This is a genomic window from Marispirochaeta aestuarii, from assembly GCF_002087085.1.
GTDB lineage: Bacteria > Spirochaetota > Spirochaetia > JC444 > Marispirochaetaceae > Marispirochaeta > Marispirochaeta aestuarii.
Map to the genome: position 1 here is coordinate 1 of NZ_MWQY01000017.1, position 17,610 is coordinate 17,610.

Below are 17,610 nucleotides of genomic sequence, written 5' to 3' on the forward strand. Positions count from 1 at the left end.
GTCTGATACTGATTTAATGCAGGGTCCTCGCTGGTTTGTGAGAAATGCGGGCTAACCAGCACTATATCACCCATTTCGCTCGCATTAGCTTCATTTCAACTGTTCAGTTCTTGGAACCAGTAGCACAGACCATGACAATAGCCACGTGTGCTCCAATTGCTGGTTATATGCAAATTTACTTTCTTTCAACTAAATACAAATACTCTTTTATGTGTATCGTTCTATTTCTTAGATTCCTGCTACCACGGAATGTATTGTATTTCGTCTCAATCACATCCACTTTGCCAAATTTTTTTAACATGTGAACCATGTCCTTCTTGCTAATAAAACCTTCAGAGTTGAAAGACACAATTAAGTATTTGGCCTTAATTTTTTCCAATAAATTATTGAACGTTTCTGTGGCATATGCTCTTTTGTTATATAATGATCTTTTCCAATCAGTTGGTATACCAGATACTTTGCTAATATCATTTGGTTTAATATAATCAACAATAAGATTAAGCATAAAATAATTTGAACCATATGGGTGTTGATTATATGGAGGATCTAAATAGGCAATATCGACTTCTTCCAAGCAATCAGAAATTATATTTGAGTCACCACAATGTATTTGATATTCACATTCATAGTTGCTAAAAACTGGGAATGGTAAATGAATATCGCCTAATATTCTAAGAAGAGCGTCAGATCCATTTCCTCCAAATTGTCCGACGCCTGTTTTAGAATTTTTGTAGAACCCTTTAAATACACCAGAAGTATTCGCATGAATAGAGGCTTCAGATAACAATGGCGCTAAGAAATATGGTCTATATTTTTTCGGAACACTTTCAATATAGTGTCTTGCAGTATCTATATACTTTGCATTTCTATTAGTATAAAACACCCTTTCACCATTCTTAACATTTTCATCATCTTTAGGAGCATAAAGTTCTGAAATAAATCCATTAATAAGTTTTTCATTTTCTAGTTTAAAAACAATTTCATTATAGTAGTCTTTTAGAACTTTATCATCAATCTCGCTATGATTCGTAAGGTAACATGTATTAATTATTTCAGAGTATCTTTCAATATCATTTACAATAATCTTCTCAGCATTCTTCTTAAAATATCTAGCAACTATTCCTGATCCAGAAAAAACATCATAAAATGATAACTTATTCTTATCAAGGCGTGTTTTTATTATATTTATGCCTTCATTAATAAATGATAATAATGAACGCTTATTCCCTATGTAAGTAATAATTTGTTCATTGAGATAAGCTTCATTCTCTTCTCTTGCTTCCTCAAAAGCATAAATTATATTTTCAGTTTTCATTGTATCGCCGTTTATCCTTTGAAAATATTATCCCTGTGGTGTTTTAAGTATGATCTCATCCTATCGTTAACAACTAATCCAATTCGGCTATTGCTATTAGTAATTATATCTTTAATTATTGATTTTGATAAGACAGGGTCACTTGATAGGAGAATATTCCCATTATCATTTATAGCTATATATCCTTTATCAAATAAAGCATCATGCGCTGAACACAATGTGAGAACATTATCGAGATCTAATCGTCCTTCGCCGGTCCTCCATGGTTTTATATGGCTACAAATCAATAAGTTAGTTTCATCTACTTCACAAAGTAGACAACGGGAACTATCACGCTCTAGTGCAAGATTTCTAAGGCTACTCGTATTAAGTCTTGAATTTGTAATTACTTTTATAGTCGTATCTCTACCTTCAAGGTTGTACTGTTCGATATTAATTTGACTGATTATTTCAGTTAAAGACTGTGCCTGAATGTCTATTTGCCTAAAAATATCATTCTCTATAACAAGATAAATAAAATCTGAATCATTATCACCAAGAATGTTTCTATCAAAAAAATACTCATACTCTAAAATCACTTCATTTACATGGTTAAGATGTTCATTGTAAATTGGGAAAATGATATTCGGAACATATTCTATAAAATTTGGAGTATTTACCAACTCATAAATGACTCGATTATTTATATTATCAATTAGAATTCTTGGGTATGTATAATATTGGTCGCTATTTGATATAAATAGTTTTTTATTCCCGAACAAACGATGTGTGGATTCTTGCAGATGTCTCTTCGTACTAATATTTTTAAATACTCTGAATGCACTTGCTTCCGCCGTTTTATTTTTTATCAGCATATCAATTTCATTAAAAATATTTTCATTAGCGCACTCAACAGAAACGTTCCCACCATCAAGACTAAATGATATGTTACCAGATAAGCATTCATTATTCAGTTCTTTACCACGAAGTAAGAGTATTCTGTTTTTATCAGAATCATTTTGGATATCATACCCAAAGTAAGACAAATTCCCATCAAATCCTTGTTTGTTTGGAATATCGAATGGTGATTCACTGACTATGTATTCAGTAACATCAGAACGTTTGAAATATACCTCTCTTTTGCTACAACAATAGTAAATTAATTTTATAATGACTGTATCTTTTTCATACGTTTTTAACACATATTACTCCATTGTAACACCCAGTTGAGCTGCAAACCGTTAAGCTGGCGCAGTTTGTGCTGTATTGTTACTTCATTATACAACGATTTCAGCACGGAATCACTTCAATTCTATCTCTCATATCTAACCTTAACTGCACAAACTGTGACAGTAGGTTTGACTGCTCCAACTGCAGGTTATGTTTGCACTTAACACTCTTACCTTCTATTTATAAATACTTTCTTATTGTAATTCAATTCCGAATTATTTTTTCCAACCTGGTTCTATAATTTTTACCTTCGTGTTTTCTATCTTCATGTTCCTTTCCATTTTATTCGTAATTGACATAATTAATCCAATAACATTTTCATATGTTTCTAATAAATACTCTTGCGTAAAACAATCATTATAATATCGACTTGTATCCCCTTTCTTAAATCTTTCTATATCCAATTCAATAGCATCAACAGGATCAATATCATTTACATACATCAATAATTTTCTTATGTCATGGGTCTTTGGATATTGCATCTTTTGTGAAATATAGATTTTTAAACATTTTTCGACTGCCATGTGTAACTCATAAAATGCCAAAGACAATGCCATACTGTTTTTATTTTCTACAATCAAGCTTGCTGATTTCTTTAAATGAACCATAATACTATCTTTAAGATCTTTATTCTCATTTTCTATTTTTGCAGTTAATAAATTTGCTCGTATTGTCCTAATTTCTCTGATATATTTTCTAAGCTTTTTAAGTAATTTTTGATTTTCTGATTCAGAAAGATTTACTATGTTTGGCGGATCTTGAATATATTCGATTATATTCTCACCTCTTTGAACTGAAGAAGGGTAAATGATCCAATAGCTGTTATCCTTATTATGTCGTGTTAATATATATGGAATCCTTACAAGAAAGAAATCATTATATATTCTAACAACTGCATGTCCAAAATCTGATGGACGCTCCTTCAACAACCTTTTTCCATATCTCCTACGGTACCATTCAAGTACATTTTGATAGATATACTTAAACCATATTGAGTTCTCAAAGTCTTGCTTATCTGATATGACACTATCACCTTTCTTAATTGTTATATAGTTTTCTATTAATGCATAAGTAGCATAGTACGGTCTCACAGACATTGGCTTTGATTCTTTAAAGTAATCATCAATATCATTCAATGTATAACTTATTATTTTTATAAAGTCATCTTCTATTATCTCTTCCTTCATCCTACTTCACAACCACTGACCATGCAATTTTCTTAAATCTTAATCTTTCTACCCCTTGTGTCAACATAACATATTATAATCACCGCTTTTCCATACAACTAACGTGAGAGAACAATCTTATGGCAAAACTCTTGAACGGCCACCTTCGCTTCACCAGTAAGGCATGAAACACTCATCCTGTCCAAAAGATAAAGACCCATAATATGATATTTAGCACTACCGTACCTGTATCAACCGTTGTCGGTATGCTGCGCGCTAAGAGAAGTTGGGCCGGGGTATTTTATTGAAGATCATACAAAAGTGGCAGCTGCAACAATAGTTATCTTTACATTTTAAAACGAAATCCCAATTCGTCAACCTCTAATTCTATTAAAATGTAAATTCCTTCAATGTTTTGTACTATCTATGACGTTGTGCATAGGTAGTATTATTCAGCGGGTGGTTTCCTATACGAAAAAGGTATAATGGCCCCAGGCGATTCAAACAAGTCTCTCTTATTTTTATGATTTTTATACTCATACAAGGTCAAAGAATCATACCGTTATTATTCAAAAAGGGTCCCGCCTTCATGATCCTTGTGATAATCCCCAATGAAGATTAAAGGACAACAGGGAAAGAAGTACATAAAAAGAGACCTCATCAAAAAATCCGGTTGACATCTGACCTAATCCATATAAAATATCTAAAATTTAAATGGGGTTCATAATGTTTAAAATAATAGAGTTAATAGAGAAATATAAACTAAGAATCTTTATAAGTTTGACATTAGTGTATGTTATGAGTTCTGCCGCCATAGTCAGGATCCCGGAAGTCAGCATCCAACATATAATATTTATTGCTGCTCCCACCGTGCTGTTCTCCCTGGTTCATTATATTGCAGGGATTACCGTGGGCCTTATATCCGCTGTAATCGTACTTGTCAGCTATTTTGAACAGCAAACAGTGGTTTTGACGGTAAATACCTATGTTCTGTATGGAGTAGGGGTCATTATTAACACCTTTATGTCCTATCTTGTAGGGGCCTTGAAGGACGCGTATCTGCAGAATAAAAAGGCCTTCCAGGCGGTGGAGCAGTCAAAGGCGAAATATCAGCATGTTGTCGACAACATTAAAGAAGGCATGGTCATCGTCGATACCGATGGATCGGTGATCTTCATGAACCGTTCGGCTTCGAACATGCTCAACCTGTCGATTAATAATCTTGGATTCAGCTTTCTCGACCTCTTTAAAATCAGCATACCCTTTGATGAAAAAAGTGGTATCGATGAGAGCGGGTTTGGATCGGTTACAGAGTATGTCCTCGAATATGATAATCCGGAACTTGGTACACGGCAGATTGCGATTGCAGAAACGCCGTATGTAAGCCGGGAAGGGCGGATTTCCGGCAATCTGAAATTCCTGCAGGACGTCACCGATACAAAGGAGAAGGAACTCACCATTGAACTTCTTAAAAAAAGAAATGAATACCTTTTTTCGGAGATGTACGACCGCATCGGCAATAATCTGACCACGATACATTCATACATAAATTTGTATCTTGGGAATGATGAGATACAGCTGTCGGAAGGATTGGACAAGGTGGATGATTTTATCCACACCATGGCGTTTATGAATTCCGAATTCCATAGAAATTTCCGGCAGCAGACAGTCAATCTTGAAAAATGCATACGCAAGATTGTCCATGATCTGTCGGAGAAGTATTATTACAGCCTGAACAACATTCGCATGGATCTGCTCCCCCGGGACATTCACCTGAATATCGCTATTCCCTTCAGCATTTTGCTTACTCTCATTGTTGCCACAATTTTTCTGATGCACAGGGATGAAATCATAAAACCCCAGGTTTCAATAAACACGAAGGAGAAGGATGGAAAAACCGTAATCATTTTTAGCGTAAACACAAAGGATTTCTTCGTAAACTTGAGAAAAAGCGATACCCGCAGGACTGAAAAAGATATTCTCTCTGCCCTGCTTATGCAGATACAGGGGAGAATTTCCATCCTGCCGAAGGCCGGCAACTCCATAAAGCTGGAGTTCTGATTTTACCGGAACGCAGTCTCAATAATTATAGAAGATCTCTACACGATGGTCAGAGAATTTCTTGCTCCGCAGCCTGTCCAGAAGAGAGCGGGTGAACCCTCCCAGCTCATATTGATCAATCTCTTCAAGCTCTGCCCAGGCATATTCCTGTGCCTCATCGTTAAGGATTACCGCTGAACCTTCCGTTCTGCAGAGGTAATCGATAAAGATAAAATGTTTCGGTTCATGGAAGGTATCGCTGAAGATGCTTTCCTTGATTCCCAGGAGTTCCGCGGAATAGATCCGGAGGCCTGTTTCTTCCTGAATTTCACGCCGGAGGGCATCTTCCATTTTCTCACCCAGCTCTATGTGCCCTCCGGGAATGACCCATTTGTTTTCCCATTTATGGGATTTACAGAGCAGGACTTTTCCTGCCGGGTTCAGAATTACAGCGCCGACAGTTGGTTCGGGATAGCTCATATACAGAGAATACTATCAGAGAGCTGAAGCTTGATGGAAGATCGAGATTCGACAATTTTGCCGGTGTATGAGATTGACGGCTTGTAATTGTTCAGGGAACAGTTTTCATGATTTCTTTCCTATCATCGTCAGCACCACAGGCAGGATGGCCAGCGTAATGAAGGTCCCGAAGATCAGACCATAAGCGATGGATATGCCGATCGGAACGAGCATCTGTCCGCCCACGCTTTTTTGAAAGATCAGCGGAGACAGACCGACCGCCGTAGTGATGGTGGTCATAATGATCGGCCTGAAGCGCTGCAGGGCGGCCTCCCTGATTGCAGCGACGCGGGGCATCCCCGAGTTCAGTTTTTTGTTGAAGCAGTCGATCAGCACGACCGAATCATTGACGATGATCCCTGCCAGGGCGACACTTCCGAGGAAGGAGATGAAGGATACCTCGACACCCATGATCATATGGCCGTAGAGGGCCCCCAGAAAACCGAGGGGAATCAGGGAAAGCACCAGAAGGGGTTCTGACCAGGTTTTCATCTGAAAAAGCAGCAGTGTAAACATGATCAAAAGCGCCATTGCCATGCTGAAGAGCATCGACTTCATCATCCGGTTTACCAGTTCGGCTTGTCCCGCTTTTGAGAGACTGACTCCGTCCACCTGCGCGAGTACACGTGGCAGGATATCTTCGTTTATCTCCTTGAGCACGGTATTGAGGTCGGCGATGTTCGAATCGATACCGGCCATCACCCGTATGGAACGATAGCCGTTTTCCCTTCGGATCTGCTGGATACCCTGCCTCAGCTGAAAGTCGGCTATCTCCCTGAAGGGTACGATCCCTCCTCCAGGGGTATGTATGGGAAAGTCTTCTATCCGGCCGATGGAGTTCCGCTCGCTGAGGGGTAGACGCAGCACCACCGGTATACTGCGCCGTCCTTCCCGTACCTCGAACAGTTCACTGCCGTAAAACCCCATCCGCACCTGGTTGGCCACCGAGGAGGTATGCAGTCCCAGGGCCTGTCCCCTCCGGTTGAGGTGTATAAGAAACTCCTTCTGCCCCAGGGGCATGTCGTCGCGGATGTCCTTGACACCCTCGATTTCCCGCAGGGCCTTTTTAAACAGTTCGGCCGCTTTTTCCAGCTGTCCTTCTTCCTTTCCGAGGAAACGGAAGGAAATCGGGTCGCCTCCGAAAAAGGTATCCTTCCCGATGATGACCGATTCGGTTTCGGGAATATCGGGAAGTGCGCGGGCAAAGGCGTTGGCGAATTCGTTGACTGAATAATCCCGTTCGTCGTTTCCGATCAGCAGCAGATAGAGTACCAGATGTGAACTGTCGCCCCAGCAGAGGTAGTCCAGGATGGCGTTTTCATGGTCCGGGTCGGATTGGGCCCATTCACGACCGAATTCACGAGCCCGGCCCTCGAATTCCCGACCGATCCGGTTGACCACTTCGGCGTTGGTACCGGCGGGAAACTCGATCTCCGCGTAGACGTAGGGAGATACCAGCTCGGGAAAGAAGGCCGCCTTGATATGGTTTCCCGCAACGGCACCGACCGAGATGAGAATGGCACCGGCTGCCACAGAGAGTATCAGTGCCCTGTTTTGCAGGGCGAAGTCGAGAAAGGGGGCGTATATCCGATTGATGAGAACGTCCTGGGCCCTTTCGAGACTCCTTCTGACACGGTTAGACCGGCGGGCTTCTTCGGTCAGCGCCCTGGAATGGGACAGATGAGCCGGCAGCAGGATGACCGCCTCGATTATGGAGAAGGTCAGACTCACGACCACCACTATCCCGATTTGCCGGACATATTTTCCCATGTCTCCGTAGATGAAAAAGTAGGGCGCAAAGGCGGCAATGGTGGTGGCCAGGGAGACCAGCACCGGCGGGAGTACGTCGAGGGTTCCTTCGATGGCCGCCTGCCTGCGCTCTTTTCCGAGACGTTTCCAGTGATCATAGATGCTCTCGCCGATGACGATGCCGTCGTCCACCAGTATCCCCACGATAACTATCATGCCGAAAAGGGACATCTCGTTGATGGTCATATCCATGGTCCATTCCAGAAAGAGCAATCCCATAAAGGAGATCGGAATGCCCATGGCCACCCAGAAGGAGACCCGACTGTTCAGGAACAGACCCAGGACCAGCAGTACCAGGAGAAGTCCGCCGATGCCGGAGACCATGAGGGTGTTCAAGCGTTCGTTAAGTTCTTCCACATCACGGATTGCGACCCGGTAGCTTAAAATACCTTCGTAGCGGCTGCGGTATTCCTCCAGTTGGCGGTCCACCAGGCGGGCGATGCCGATTACATCCTCTGTATTGCTGTACATGATGTGAAAGCCGATGGCCGGCTCACCGTTCATCCTGGTATGGACGGCGTTTTCCGCCCGGCCGCGGCGGATGGTGCAGACGTCGCCGATCCGGACAGCGCGGCCCCCGCTCACCTTGACGACTATTTTCTCCAGTTCGGGGATGCTGGTCTTTTTCTCGTAGGTACGTATCTGGATCTGTTCGTCGGTGGTCAGGACCGAGCCTGCTGTCAGATCCAGGCTGGAAGCACGCACGGCTGTATCGATCTCGTCCAGGCTGATGGAAAAACGCTCCAGTCCGCGGGGTTTGACTTCGATGATGATCTGTTCGGAGGGAAATCCCCAGGTCAGTATCTGGGTAACCTGCCCGCTGCGAATCAGTTCTTCCCTGAACTCTTCAGCCGCCTGTTCGAGGGCCCTAAGGTCATCAGTGCCGTACATGAAGAGCAGCATTACCCGGTTCCACTCGGTCTCATGTACGATGACGGGGCGCTCGGCCTCTTCGGGATAATCGGGCAGGGTTTCCACCGTGGAGCGGACCTTTTCCATGAGGGTGTCCATGGGGTACCAGGGGGAAGTCTCCAGGCCGAACCAGGCCGAATTGTCCCTGGAGGTGGCCGAGATGTTGACGATTCCTTCCAGGCCCAGGAGTCCTTCCTCCAGGGGCCGGACGATGTTTTCCTCTATTTCCAGGGCGGACGCCCCGCTCCAGGTAATATGTATGCTTATATAATCGAATTCGATCTTGGGCCAAATCCGTTTCTGCAGGTTCAACAGACCGAAGGTTCCGGAGGCGAAGATGAGGATCATCAGCCAGTTGGTCAGGTGACGGTTATCTATGAAGTAGCTTATGAAACGTTTCATTTTTCTTCGATTCGGCGAAGGGCCATTCCCTGGAGAGGAGACTGCAGCCGCGTAAACACGATTCTGCTTCCCTCCGGCAGCGTGGGAGCAAGGATGACAGTCTCGGACTGGGTGTAGAGTATCTCGACAGGATATTTGACCAGGCGTCCCTCTTCGAAGGTATTGACCGTGCCGTCCGGGTTCAACAGGGCCCTGGGAAGAGCAAAGGCGGATTCGAAGCTTATACCCGGTATCTCGACTTCGGCGTAGTTGCCCGGAAAAAATCGCGGTTTAGAGTCCGGGTTTCGAAAGGCGATATGGACCTTCACCGTCTGCGACTCCTGCTGCATGGTTTTGTCGACCCGTACCAGCCGGCCGGGAAGGGAAATGTCCCGCATTTCCCCGGGATAGACCAGTACCTCCTGCGTATCGGGATTTATCATTCCAAGTTCATCCCTACTGAGCGCTGCGGTCAATTCAAGATTGAGGGGGTCGGTCAGAGTGAACAGGGGTGCTCCCTGAGATATGTTGCTGTAAAGCGTGACCCCGTCGCCTTCCAGAACCCCGGGAAAAGGCGCCGTGATGCGATGGTATCCAAGCCGGATAGCAGCTTCCCTGACGCCGTAGTAGGCGGACAAGACCCCGAAATTACTGGCCAGCAGCTTCTCCCGGTCGGATTCGACCTCTGGCAGGGGAGGGAGATCATCCGCTTCGGGGGATAGACGGGAAAAGAAATCCGACCAGCGGGAGTAGAGAGTTCCGTCTCCCTGGACTGCCGACAGCAGCGAGGCGGTCGATCGAATCAACTCCATCCGCGCCAGCGCCAGATTATTGGCAGCCTCTTCGTCGTCGATCAGGACCAGCTCCTGTCCGGCCTCCACCTCCAGACCGCTTTTCAGGCCTTCGAACGTATTGATGACCTTTCCGCCGGTCATGGCTGTCACGGTCAGCGATCTGGCCGAGCGGATGAAGCCTTCGCCTCTGATGATTACCGCCACCGGTTCATACACCAGCCTCCTGGTTTCAACCAGGCGGGCTTCCTCTTTTTCCGCGGAGGCATGGGGTTTGCCGGGATTGATAACAAGATAGACGGTCAGGGCAGCGCAAAGAAGCAGAACTGCCGCAGATGTCGTAACGGGGCGCTTATGCTTTTTTAAAAAACGTTTCATAAATTCTCCTTTTTTGTTAAAAAAAGGCAAGGCTGTTTGTTGTAATGAAAGATCACAGCTGTAAAAAAAGGGTGCATCAATTATCTGCTCTCCGGCTGAATCAATTACCCGCTGGGAGATCAGATATTCGAAAGCATAGCAGTATTTTAGGACTGATTCTACAGGTGTTTTCGAGATGTGAATTCCAGAGGATCCTTACAGCCCATGACTCCAACCGTTATTACAATAAGTACTAAACCTGCATTAACATGGTATCAATGCTTATTGCACCACTTAACGGGCAACAATCCGCGTAAAAAAAGGACGCAATTGCGGTATATTCTTATGGTAATCCCCAACCCAGATCTGTAACAGCTCCGACAAGCTCCATCTCCCAGACCGCGCGAATTGCTGGATCCTCCCAGGTGGCCAGATGGCTTCCTCCGGGAACGGGATACAGCTTTGCAGTATTTCCTGCCTGCTGCAGCTTCTTTACAAAACCTTCGGTGTAGCTGAAGGGCAGGATATCGTCGTCAACACATTGAGTCATATACACAGGCGGCAAACCTGATCGAACATTATGATAGGGAGAGCAATTAATCGGCTCCTCACGGCCCAGCAGCAATCGTTTAAAATAATCGTCATTGACATTGACCGCTCCGGCGACTGTAAAAACAGCATCGGGAATCGAGCTTATTCCCGGGTTTTCGGACTCCTCCATAAAATGCGGGAACATGGCGGTACTGAGAGCCAGGTGTCCGCCGGCGGAATCGCCCATGGCAATAATACGATGAGGATCGATATTGAACTTTTTACAATATTCCCGGGTCCAGCGGACTGCCGAATTCGCATCCATCATCAAATCAAGAACGCTTATGCTGTGGTAATCAGCCAGCCGATACTGAGCAGCAATTCCAATAAATCCCATATCGGCCATATATCGGGCATTATCCTGAGCCCATTCCATTTTCCCCTGTATCCAGCCGCCCCCACAAAAATTTACTACCGCCGGGTAGGGTTCTTTGCGCCGAGGATCATACCCTTCCGGATAGAAGAAATGCATTTCCAGTTTGCCGTTCACTGTTTCCTTGTAGTAACATGCATAATCGGCTATATCAGCGACGGCATTTGAAACGGGTTCATTTATAAGGTGTGGACTTTTTCCCCCATTGGTACACGTTAAAAATATACCTGACATACAGAGTATGACTGTTAACAGTCTTTTCATTTTTTACCTCCTGATAATGCATCACCGGGTTTTTGGCTCTCCTGTGGGTGGACCTGATACGATTTGATATGCACCACAGTTGTTTAAAAACGCGGGGATCTTGAACCAGGTACATGCCGGTTGTGCGCAGTGCCCGTCTCTTACATTATATCTTCCTGCCGATAAAAACTGTCATCGGGTATTCTCCTTCTCCAAGCAGGTATTTATCATAAATTCCATCCAGACTTCGTGGTTCCATGTTGAAGCCGGCATCCTTTAAAACCTTGTCCCAGGTCTTTTTTGGGAATAGTCCTGCCTTTGATTCTTCCATATACGTACTGAGCTTTCCTTTATGCCGGATCAGATACAGCAAGGTAATTTCATAGGTGTTGGGAACATACGGGTTTATGTAATTATTCTCAAACAGGGTTACATGTGTTTCGCCTTTTTCTCCGGTATAGACAAAGTTATTGTTGTGGAAGGTCTCCTCAGGTTTGCAGACTATCAGTAAAACACCGCCGGGATTCAGGTGCAGTGCCGCTGTCTGTACCGCCTGCTTCAAATCATCAAGGGTCAGCATATAATCAATACTGTCGGGTATGACAACACAGTCAAACAGGCGTTTCAAGCGGATAGTGCGCATATCCCCTTCAATATATTCGATCTCAGGGTTGGTAAGCTTCGCTTTATCCAACATTCCGGTACTTATATCGACACCGCTAACCGTGTAATGCTTTTTAAAATACACGTCAAATCCGCCGGCTCCACAGCCAAGATGCAATACCGTGTTTACAGGTGTTACGGCTGTACTGTTTATAAATTCGATGTATCCGTTTACTTCATCTCTGTAATCCGCCGGATCAGCGAGAAAATCATCAGTCCAGGCAAGTTCATTGTAGGATATCCAGTTCGAAGCCATATCGATACTTCTCCTTTACCTTCTATATTCTGCAGGGAGGCCAGCGTATATACCGTGTTGCGGGTCGCCGGGGTATGTTACTGCGCTCCTGCGAAAAACTGTAATTCCACTCAGGTGTTGAGGATATTCTCTGTCAAGGAAACTGCCGGGCAACCTCAGAATCCGGAAATTTTCCCCGAAACTTCTTCGATGAGAATTTTGAGAACCAGGACATTTGAAACCGCAGTCTTCGGAATATCCCATTCGGAATTCCCCGTCTGCTGCCTCATTATTATTTTTAATCCCTCAATTTTCTGCTTAACGTCAGTCACAAAATGTGCTGTTCCTGTACAAATAACCGAGCGATATTTTGTGCCATAGCCGCACGCTTTATCGGAGGTGACTGATTCTATTGAATCCGTTACCTCTATACAGACCTTTTTGTTCTTTTGTAAAAAATTGAGCTTCCTTCCTTCAGGGGCGGAATGTAAATAGAATGCCCGATCCTTATATCCATAGTTCATTGGGATTACATAGGGTGTATCCCCATCTGAAAGAGCAACTCTGCAAACAGTATTATTCGATAGAATCTCATCTATCAGACTATTGTCAGTTATTTCCTTGTCTTTTCTTCTCATGTTTTTCTTCCAGGCATCTTAAAATCCACAACGCCCTGCGGGAGCACATATTCGCTGTTATTTGAAGTTGACTGATCGACATTTTATAAAATCAGCTCGAATAGTATCGATGCCAGTGTAAACAAAAGAATCGGCCAAATACTTATAAAGAGTGTTTGTTTCCAGTTGAATTCATTTTTTGCTTTAACGGATTTGATTGCTCTGATTAACGCCCAAAACCCACAGAAAAGTGCTATGAGAGTGGAAATGCATAAAATCAACACGCTGTCCGGATGGAAATGGAGAAATATCAGAAACGGTATGCAAGTCAATGAAAAGAGTGCTGGTTTATAAAAATTTTCTCCCACGATGATGACCGTCTCTTTCAAGCGAGTTGTCCCTTTCATAATCCGACTGGCGATCCAGAACCATAAGACACCGAATACGAGCAAACTGAATGCTCCTCCTATCATCGCGCCCAAGATGCCTGCGCCTAAAATGTAAGCAAGCGATTCTGGTTGATCGGCCAGTATACCATTGCCAACAGCCTCGACATAACTCACCAGAAAATAAGCTGCTGATGCCTTGGCAACTCTATTTGTCTGAATGCTGTTTTTAGAATAAGAATTGAGTGTATAATCAGGTGAGTCTGGTTCACTGATCATTAAATACCTCTAAATACCACATAATTACCTTTTCCCCCAATGTGTATTCTTTAAAATATTCATCCTGTACCCCTCTCCAGATACTCATCAATATCCCTCTGTTCAAGGTACCCCAGGGTAACAGCTATCTCCCCGAACTTGAGGCCGGGATTCTCACTCTGGTACTCCATGATCTTTTCGATGTGCTCGAGAGAGAGCATCTGTATTCCTGCAAAGTATTCACCGATCCGTTCTTTCATACCCCTTCCTGATCTTTTTACTTCAGAGCTGCATGGAGTTCCTGGCTCGAGGATTATCAGCCTTTTATAAGCTTATGGAATGAACAATCCCTATACATAGCATTCTGCGATAATTATATCATGGAAAACTGGATGATCTGCATATTTGTTATGATGTACCGGGGTTTGCTTTAGATACGGGTTTTAGGGTCCATGGTCCAACAGCCCTGACATCGTTCAATGATCGGTTCAGCCATAATACGGGCTTCCTGAATGAGGATGTCATGCCTGGCGGCATCGTAGAGAATGTATACGGGCGTTTTTTCTGTTTTCAGCGCTATGGACTGCAGTCTGAAGTTGGGATTGTCCTCGAAAAAGTCTGTCAGCTCCTGCATGATTTCCGGGTAATTCTGATAGGCACAACAAAAAGCGGTTTTACCTTCCCCGTCAAGCTCACTGATTATCCTCGAAAGATCAAGGCTGCAGTGGCGATGGGACGGAGATATAATCATCTTCGGCATTTCATTTTGAGTAAACACATCTGATAATATACCTATAATCTGAAATTTGTCAATTAATATGATTAAATGGATCAGGAAATAGCCGTGTATCGGAAAAATATCGATCCTCCGGCTGGGAAAAACCTTGTAAGTGAATTAGAATTACAGGTATGAACAGGATAACTGCACTCCTTGGCCTGGTGCTACTTGTAACGGCCTGCACAACATCGTCTCCTTACAATCGAGGGTCTCTGAGTGATGCCATGGAGAAGGCAAAGGATGATTATCCCGAGGAACGGGAAGTTCCCAGCCAACGGGACAGAAGGCCCTGGTGGGAAGATGAAGAAGATGATCAGTCTGTTGCGGATGAAGCCGCCTATCTTGCATCCAACAGCAGCGGCCGGGTCTATCTTGGTGCCCGGGGAGGCAACTCCTGGAAAAGCTCTCCCTATTTTGACTCCCTCATGGATGCTGAACTTCTGCTCAGCTTCCGGGATGCACATGCTGAAGCCGGTGTTTTCGGTGGATTCAAATCTGTCACCGCCAAAGAGGGAAGCTCCATCGAGGAATCCGTCGACGGCGGTGTAATTTTTCTGCGGGCCGGTATCGAGGGGCGGTACTATCCTTTCCCCGACCTGGAATTCTTTTCCCCCTATCTGCTGGGGCAGGCCGGCGGCATCTATATGTACTGGTCCTTTAAAAATCCCCTTAAAGCCGGAGCGGATACGATTACCTCGGACAGTGTGGGGGGAATGATGCTCGGAGTCGGCATCGGGGTCAATGTGATCGATACGGATTTTCTTCGTATCGGGGCCGCATGCATTCCGGAAACCCATCTGTTCCACAGCGAAACCCAGGAGGGATTTCAGAACGACGTTTTCGACTACTACGGAACGGTTCGCTGGGCCCTGGAGGCGGGACTTTCCCTTTAGTCAACCTGAGTATATTTACTCTGGAAAGCTCAAGACAAATTTGGATCCTGTGGAGTTTTCGATTTGTATTGTTCCGTTCAATTGTTCGGTAAGGTTTGTAACCATGGTAAGACCGAATCCCCGGGATGTCCGGATATCGAAAGACTCCGGCAGACCCGAACCGTTATCCTGAACAATCACTGTAATGCTGCCGTCCCTGCGGTGGACTTGTATGGAGAGCCTGGGAACGGCATGGCCGGAAAAGGCATATTTCATGGAATTGGTTACCAGCTCGTTTACAATCATACCCAGGGGAGATAACCTGCCGGCGTCCAGGGATATATCCTCAATATCGGTGATCAGTTCAACCCCGGCACCGTTTGGAAAAAGACTTATTACCGATCGTGCAAGCTGATCGAGGTATTCCTTGACCGACGCGCTTTTATGGGAATCCGTGCGGTAGAGCTGGTTATACAGCACCTCCATGCTCTGGAATCGGCTTTTTGCATCCGTCAGGGCTTCCACTGCGGCAATTTCCTGTACCGTTTCAGCCTGAAGGGACAGTACACTGACCATGGTGTTCATGGTATTCTTGATTCGGTGCTGTACCTCCTTAAGGAGGGTCTCTTTTTCCCGCGCCAGTCGCTCAATCCTTTCATCGTTTTTTTTCCGTTCGGTAACGTCCAGTATTATGCCGTGCCACAGAGTCCCCCCGTCCTTGGTACGTTCCGGATGAGCCTGGGACCAGCGCCAGCGTAGCCCCTGCCTGGGAAGGATCACCCGGAATTCACAGAAGAACTCATTCAGGTTGCGGGCAGATTCCTGAATTGCACTGGAAACATAATCGTAATCATCCGGGTGGAGCCGGCCGAATACCGGTGAAGCGTCTTCCCGGACCTCCTCCGGAGAAACCTCGTAAATGCTGTTCATACCAGGGCTGGAGTAGGGAAACGCCGAACTCCCGTCCGGATTAAGGCGGTACTGGTAGATAACCCCGGGAACAAGACGGGCGAGATTGTCAATCATTTCGAGGGTTTCTTCCAGCTCGTCTTCCGCCGCCTTGCGCTCCGTAATATCCTGGGCAATGGAACCGATGGACCGTAATTGTCCTTTTGAATCAAACAGGGGAAAAAGGGTTGTCATAAAATATGAATTACCATTTTCCGTCAGGATTAAGTCGTCCACCTGAAGGGAGCAGAGTTCCTTTTCTACCTTTTCTATACGTTCCCGGAAAACATTGACGACCTCGGGGGCCAGCAGTTCATCAAAACTTTTACCCACCAGCTCTTCCGTTGTACTGTTGAACATTCTCGCGATAGCCGGGTTTACCATAAGGTACCGGCCTTCGGTGTCGAATTCGCTGATCATGAGGGGACTCAGATTGATGATGGAGCGCAAGCGGCTTTCGGCATTCCGGAGTTCCTCCTCCGTATGTTCCTGGCGGGTGAGGGTCCTATTCAGGTGCTGTTTCTGCTGCTTGAGTTCGGTGTGTGCATCGAAGAGCCTGAAGGCCATCCTGATGGATGTCAAAAGGACTGTGTCGCCTGAATTCTTGACGATATATCCGTAGGAGGTAATCCCTTCGGTTTTTTCCACGGTCTCCGCTTCGGTGTGGGAAGAGAGAAAAACTATGGGAACATCCTTTTCAGATAGGATCATCTGGGCGGCTTCTGTTCCGTCGATACCCCTCCCCAGGTCGATATCCATGAGGACCAGGTCGATCATGGAGTCTTCCAGGGCTGTATCCACGGCCTTTTCTCCGGTGTGTACGGTGATGACTTCGTAGCCGTTTTTTTCCAGGACCATCTTTTCGGCCATCGCAATGAGTGCTTCATCCTCTACCAGGAGAATTGTTTTTTTTCTGCTGAGCGTCATTAAACCTTCCCGATCATGATTAGCTCAGAGTTCTGTCGAAGCAAAAATCTGACGCTGATAAAATTATAGGAGAATCAATATATGCGCGCAAATTAATTTACTGGATACAGTCTGCCGCTTTTATAGTTTATTCTGCGTTTCATCCGATAAAGCGGGAGTTCAATAAAAGGTTCTGTGACAGGATAAAGGAAATTGCTATCCTTTTGTCGTTGTTCTATAC

15 protein-coding genes are annotated in these 17,610 nt (G+C 44.9%); 2 read left to right on the top strand and 13 right to left on the bottom strand.

All coding sequences use genetic code 11. The features are described from left to right. Positions 1-175: 175 nt before the first annotated feature. The 3 genes from B4O97_RS14360 to B4O97_RS14370 all read right to left on the bottom strand — a co-directional run bounded on the left by B4O97_RS14360 (position 176) and on the right by B4O97_RS14370 (position 3,711). Positions 176-1,315, bottom strand: coding sequence for a DNA adenine methylase (locus B4O97_RS14360; protein WP_083051845.1), 1,140 nt, complete (start codon positions 1,313-1,315; stop codon positions 176-178). 11 nt (positions 1,316-1,326) lie between these two features. Beyond that, positions 1,327-2,496, bottom strand: coding sequence for an HNH endonuclease (locus B4O97_RS14365; RefSeq protein WP_083051846.1), 1,170 nt, complete (start codon positions 2,494-2,496; stop codon positions 1,327-1,329). 243 nt (positions 2,497-2,739) lie between these two features. Then, positions 2,740-3,711 carry a HEPN domain-containing protein gene (locus B4O97_RS14370; protein ID WP_083051848.1) on the bottom strand — a complete coding sequence of 324 codons (972 nt, stop codon included), beginning with the start codon at positions 3,709-3,711 and terminating at the stop codon, positions 2,740-2,742. A 777-nt stretch (positions 3,712-4,488) separates the two neighbouring features. Here B4O97_RS14370 and B4O97_RS14375 point away from each other — a divergent pair. Continuing rightward, the gene (locus tag B4O97_RS14375; RefSeq protein ID WP_158084313.1) at positions 4,489-5,751 is read left to right on the top strand and encodes a PAS domain-containing protein; all 1,263 of its coding nucleotides are present in this window, start codon (positions 4,489-4,491) and stop codon (positions 5,749-5,751) included. Between the two features lie 18 nt (positions 5,752-5,769). On the opposite strand, the gene B4O97_RS14380 is transcribed toward B4O97_RS14375, so the two are convergent. The 9 genes from B4O97_RS14380 to B4O97_RS14420 all read right to left on the bottom strand — a co-directional run bounded on the left by B4O97_RS14380 (position 5,770) and on the right by B4O97_RS14420 (position 14,616). Next, positions 5,770-6,210 carry an NUDIX domain-containing protein gene (locus tag B4O97_RS14380; RefSeq protein WP_083051851.1) on the bottom strand — a complete coding sequence of 147 codons (441 nt, stop codon included), beginning with the start codon at positions 6,208-6,210 and terminating at the stop codon, positions 5,770-5,772. A gap of 105 nt (positions 6,211-6,315) precedes the next feature. Beyond that, on the bottom strand, positions 6,316-9,372 hold the full coding sequence (locus B4O97_RS14385; protein ID WP_083051853.1) for an efflux RND transporter permease subunit: 3,057 nt from the start codon (positions 9,370-9,372) through the stop codon (positions 6,316-6,318). Continuing rightward, positions 9,369-10,520, bottom strand: coding sequence for an efflux RND transporter periplasmic adaptor subunit (locus tag B4O97_RS14390; RefSeq protein ID WP_083051854.1), 1,152 nt, complete (start codon positions 10,518-10,520; stop codon positions 9,369-9,371). Before B4O97_RS14390 ends, B4O97_RS14385 begins: the two co-directional genes overlap by 4 nt. A gap of 322 nt (positions 10,521-10,842) precedes the next feature. After that, on the bottom strand, positions 10,843-11,727 hold the full coding sequence (locus B4O97_RS14395; protein ID WP_083051856.1) for an alpha/beta hydrolase: 885 nt from the start codon (positions 11,725-11,727) through the stop codon (positions 10,843-10,845). A 145-nt stretch (positions 11,728-11,872) separates the two neighbouring features. Further along, entirely contained in the window at positions 11,873-12,625 is a 753-nt protein-coding gene (locus B4O97_RS14400; protein ID WP_083051857.1) for a class I SAM-dependent DNA methyltransferase, read from the bottom strand. Between the two features lie 155 nt (positions 12,626-12,780). Next, positions 12,781-13,242 (bottom strand): pyridoxamine 5'-phosphate oxidase family protein, encoded by a 462-nt coding sequence (locus B4O97_RS14405; RefSeq protein WP_083051859.1) that lies wholly within the window; start codon positions 13,240-13,242, stop codon positions 12,781-12,783. 83 nt (positions 13,243-13,325) lie between these two features. After that, positions 13,326-13,886 (bottom strand): YIP1 family protein, encoded by a 561-nt coding sequence (locus tag B4O97_RS14410; RefSeq protein ID WP_083051860.1) that lies wholly within the window; start codon positions 13,884-13,886, stop codon positions 13,326-13,328. A 59-nt stretch (positions 13,887-13,945) separates the two neighbouring features. Then, the gene (locus tag B4O97_RS14415; protein ID WP_083051862.1) at positions 13,946-14,125 is read right to left on the bottom strand and encodes a hypothetical protein; all 180 of its coding nucleotides are present in this window, start codon (positions 14,123-14,125) and stop codon (positions 13,946-13,948) included. 170 nt (positions 14,126-14,295) lie between these two features. Continuing rightward, positions 14,296-14,616: a hypothetical protein gene (locus B4O97_RS14420; RefSeq protein ID WP_083051863.1), complete on the bottom strand. Its 321-nt coding sequence runs from the start codon at positions 14,614-14,616 to the stop codon at positions 14,296-14,298. 158 nt (positions 14,617-14,774) lie between these two features. On the opposite strand from B4O97_RS14420, the gene B4O97_RS14425 reads away from it, so the two are divergent. After that, the gene (locus B4O97_RS14425) at positions 14,775-15,536 is read left to right on the top strand and encodes a hypothetical protein (protein WP_143305719.1); all 762 of its coding nucleotides are present in this window, start codon (positions 14,775-14,777) and stop codon (positions 15,534-15,536) included. A gap of 15 nt (positions 15,537-15,551) precedes the next feature. Here the strand turns inward: B4O97_RS14425 and B4O97_RS14430 are convergent, their stop codons facing one another. Continuing rightward, the gene (locus B4O97_RS14430) at positions 15,552-17,390 is read right to left on the bottom strand and encodes a PAS domain S-box protein (RefSeq protein ID WP_083051866.1); all 1,839 of its coding nucleotides are present in this window, start codon (positions 17,388-17,390) and stop codon (positions 15,552-15,554) included. Between the last annotated feature and the right edge of the window lie 220 nt (positions 17,391-17,610).

What these genes read in the sequence shown, in the direction of transcription:
- B4O97_RS14360 (WP_083051845.1), bottom strand. Translation starts at nt 1,315, where the DNA reads ATGAAAACTGAAAATATAATTTATGCTTTTGAGGAAGCAAGAGAAGAG.
- B4O97_RS14370 (WP_083051848.1), bottom strand. Translation starts at nt 3,711, where the DNA reads ATGAAGGAAGAGATAATAGAAGATGACTTTATAAAAATAATAAGTTAT.
- B4O97_RS14375 (WP_158084313.1), top strand. Translation starts at nt 4,489, where the DNA reads ATGAGTTCTGCCGCCATAGTCAGGATCCCGGAAGTCAGCATCCAACAT.
- B4O97_RS14380 (WP_083051851.1), bottom strand. Translation starts at nt 6,210, where the DNA reads ATGAGCTATCCCGAACCAACTGTCGGCGCTGTAATTCTGAACCCGGCA.
- B4O97_RS14385 (WP_083051853.1), bottom strand. Translation starts at nt 9,372, where the DNA reads ATGAAACGTTTCATAAGCTACTTCATAGATAACCGTCACCTGACCAAC.
- B4O97_RS14390 (WP_083051854.1), bottom strand. Translation starts at nt 10,520, where the DNA reads ATGAAACGTTTTTTAAAAAAGCATAAGCGCCCCGTTACGACATCTGCG.
- B4O97_RS14395 (WP_083051856.1), bottom strand. Translation starts at nt 11,727, where the DNA reads ATGAAAAGACTGTTAACAGTCATACTCTGTATGTCAGGTATATTTTTA.
- B4O97_RS14400 (WP_083051857.1), bottom strand. Translation starts at nt 12,625, where the DNA reads ATGGCTTCGAACTGGATATCCTACAATGAACTTGCCTGGACTGATGAT.
- B4O97_RS14405 (WP_083051859.1), bottom strand. Translation starts at nt 13,242, where the DNA reads ATGAGAAGAAAAGACAAGGAAATAACTGACAATAGTCTGATAGATGAG.
- B4O97_RS14410 (WP_083051860.1), bottom strand. Translation starts at nt 13,886, where the DNA reads ATGATCAGTGAACCAGACTCACCTGATTATACACTCAATTCTTATTCT.
- B4O97_RS14415 (WP_083051862.1), bottom strand. Translation starts at nt 14,125, where the DNA reads ATGAAAGAACGGATCGGTGAATACTTTGCAGGAATACAGATGCTCTCT.
- B4O97_RS14420 (WP_083051863.1), bottom strand. Translation starts at nt 14,616, where the DNA reads ATGATTATATCTCCGTCCCATCGCCACTGCAGCCTTGATCTTTCGAGG.
- B4O97_RS14425 (WP_143305719.1), top strand. Translation starts at nt 14,775, where the DNA reads ATGAACAGGATAACTGCACTCCTTGGCCTGGTGCTACTTGTAACGGCC.
- B4O97_RS14430 (WP_083051866.1), bottom strand. Translation starts at nt 17,390, where the DNA reads ATGACGCTCAGCAGAAAAAAAACAATTCTCCTGGTAGAGGATGAAGCA.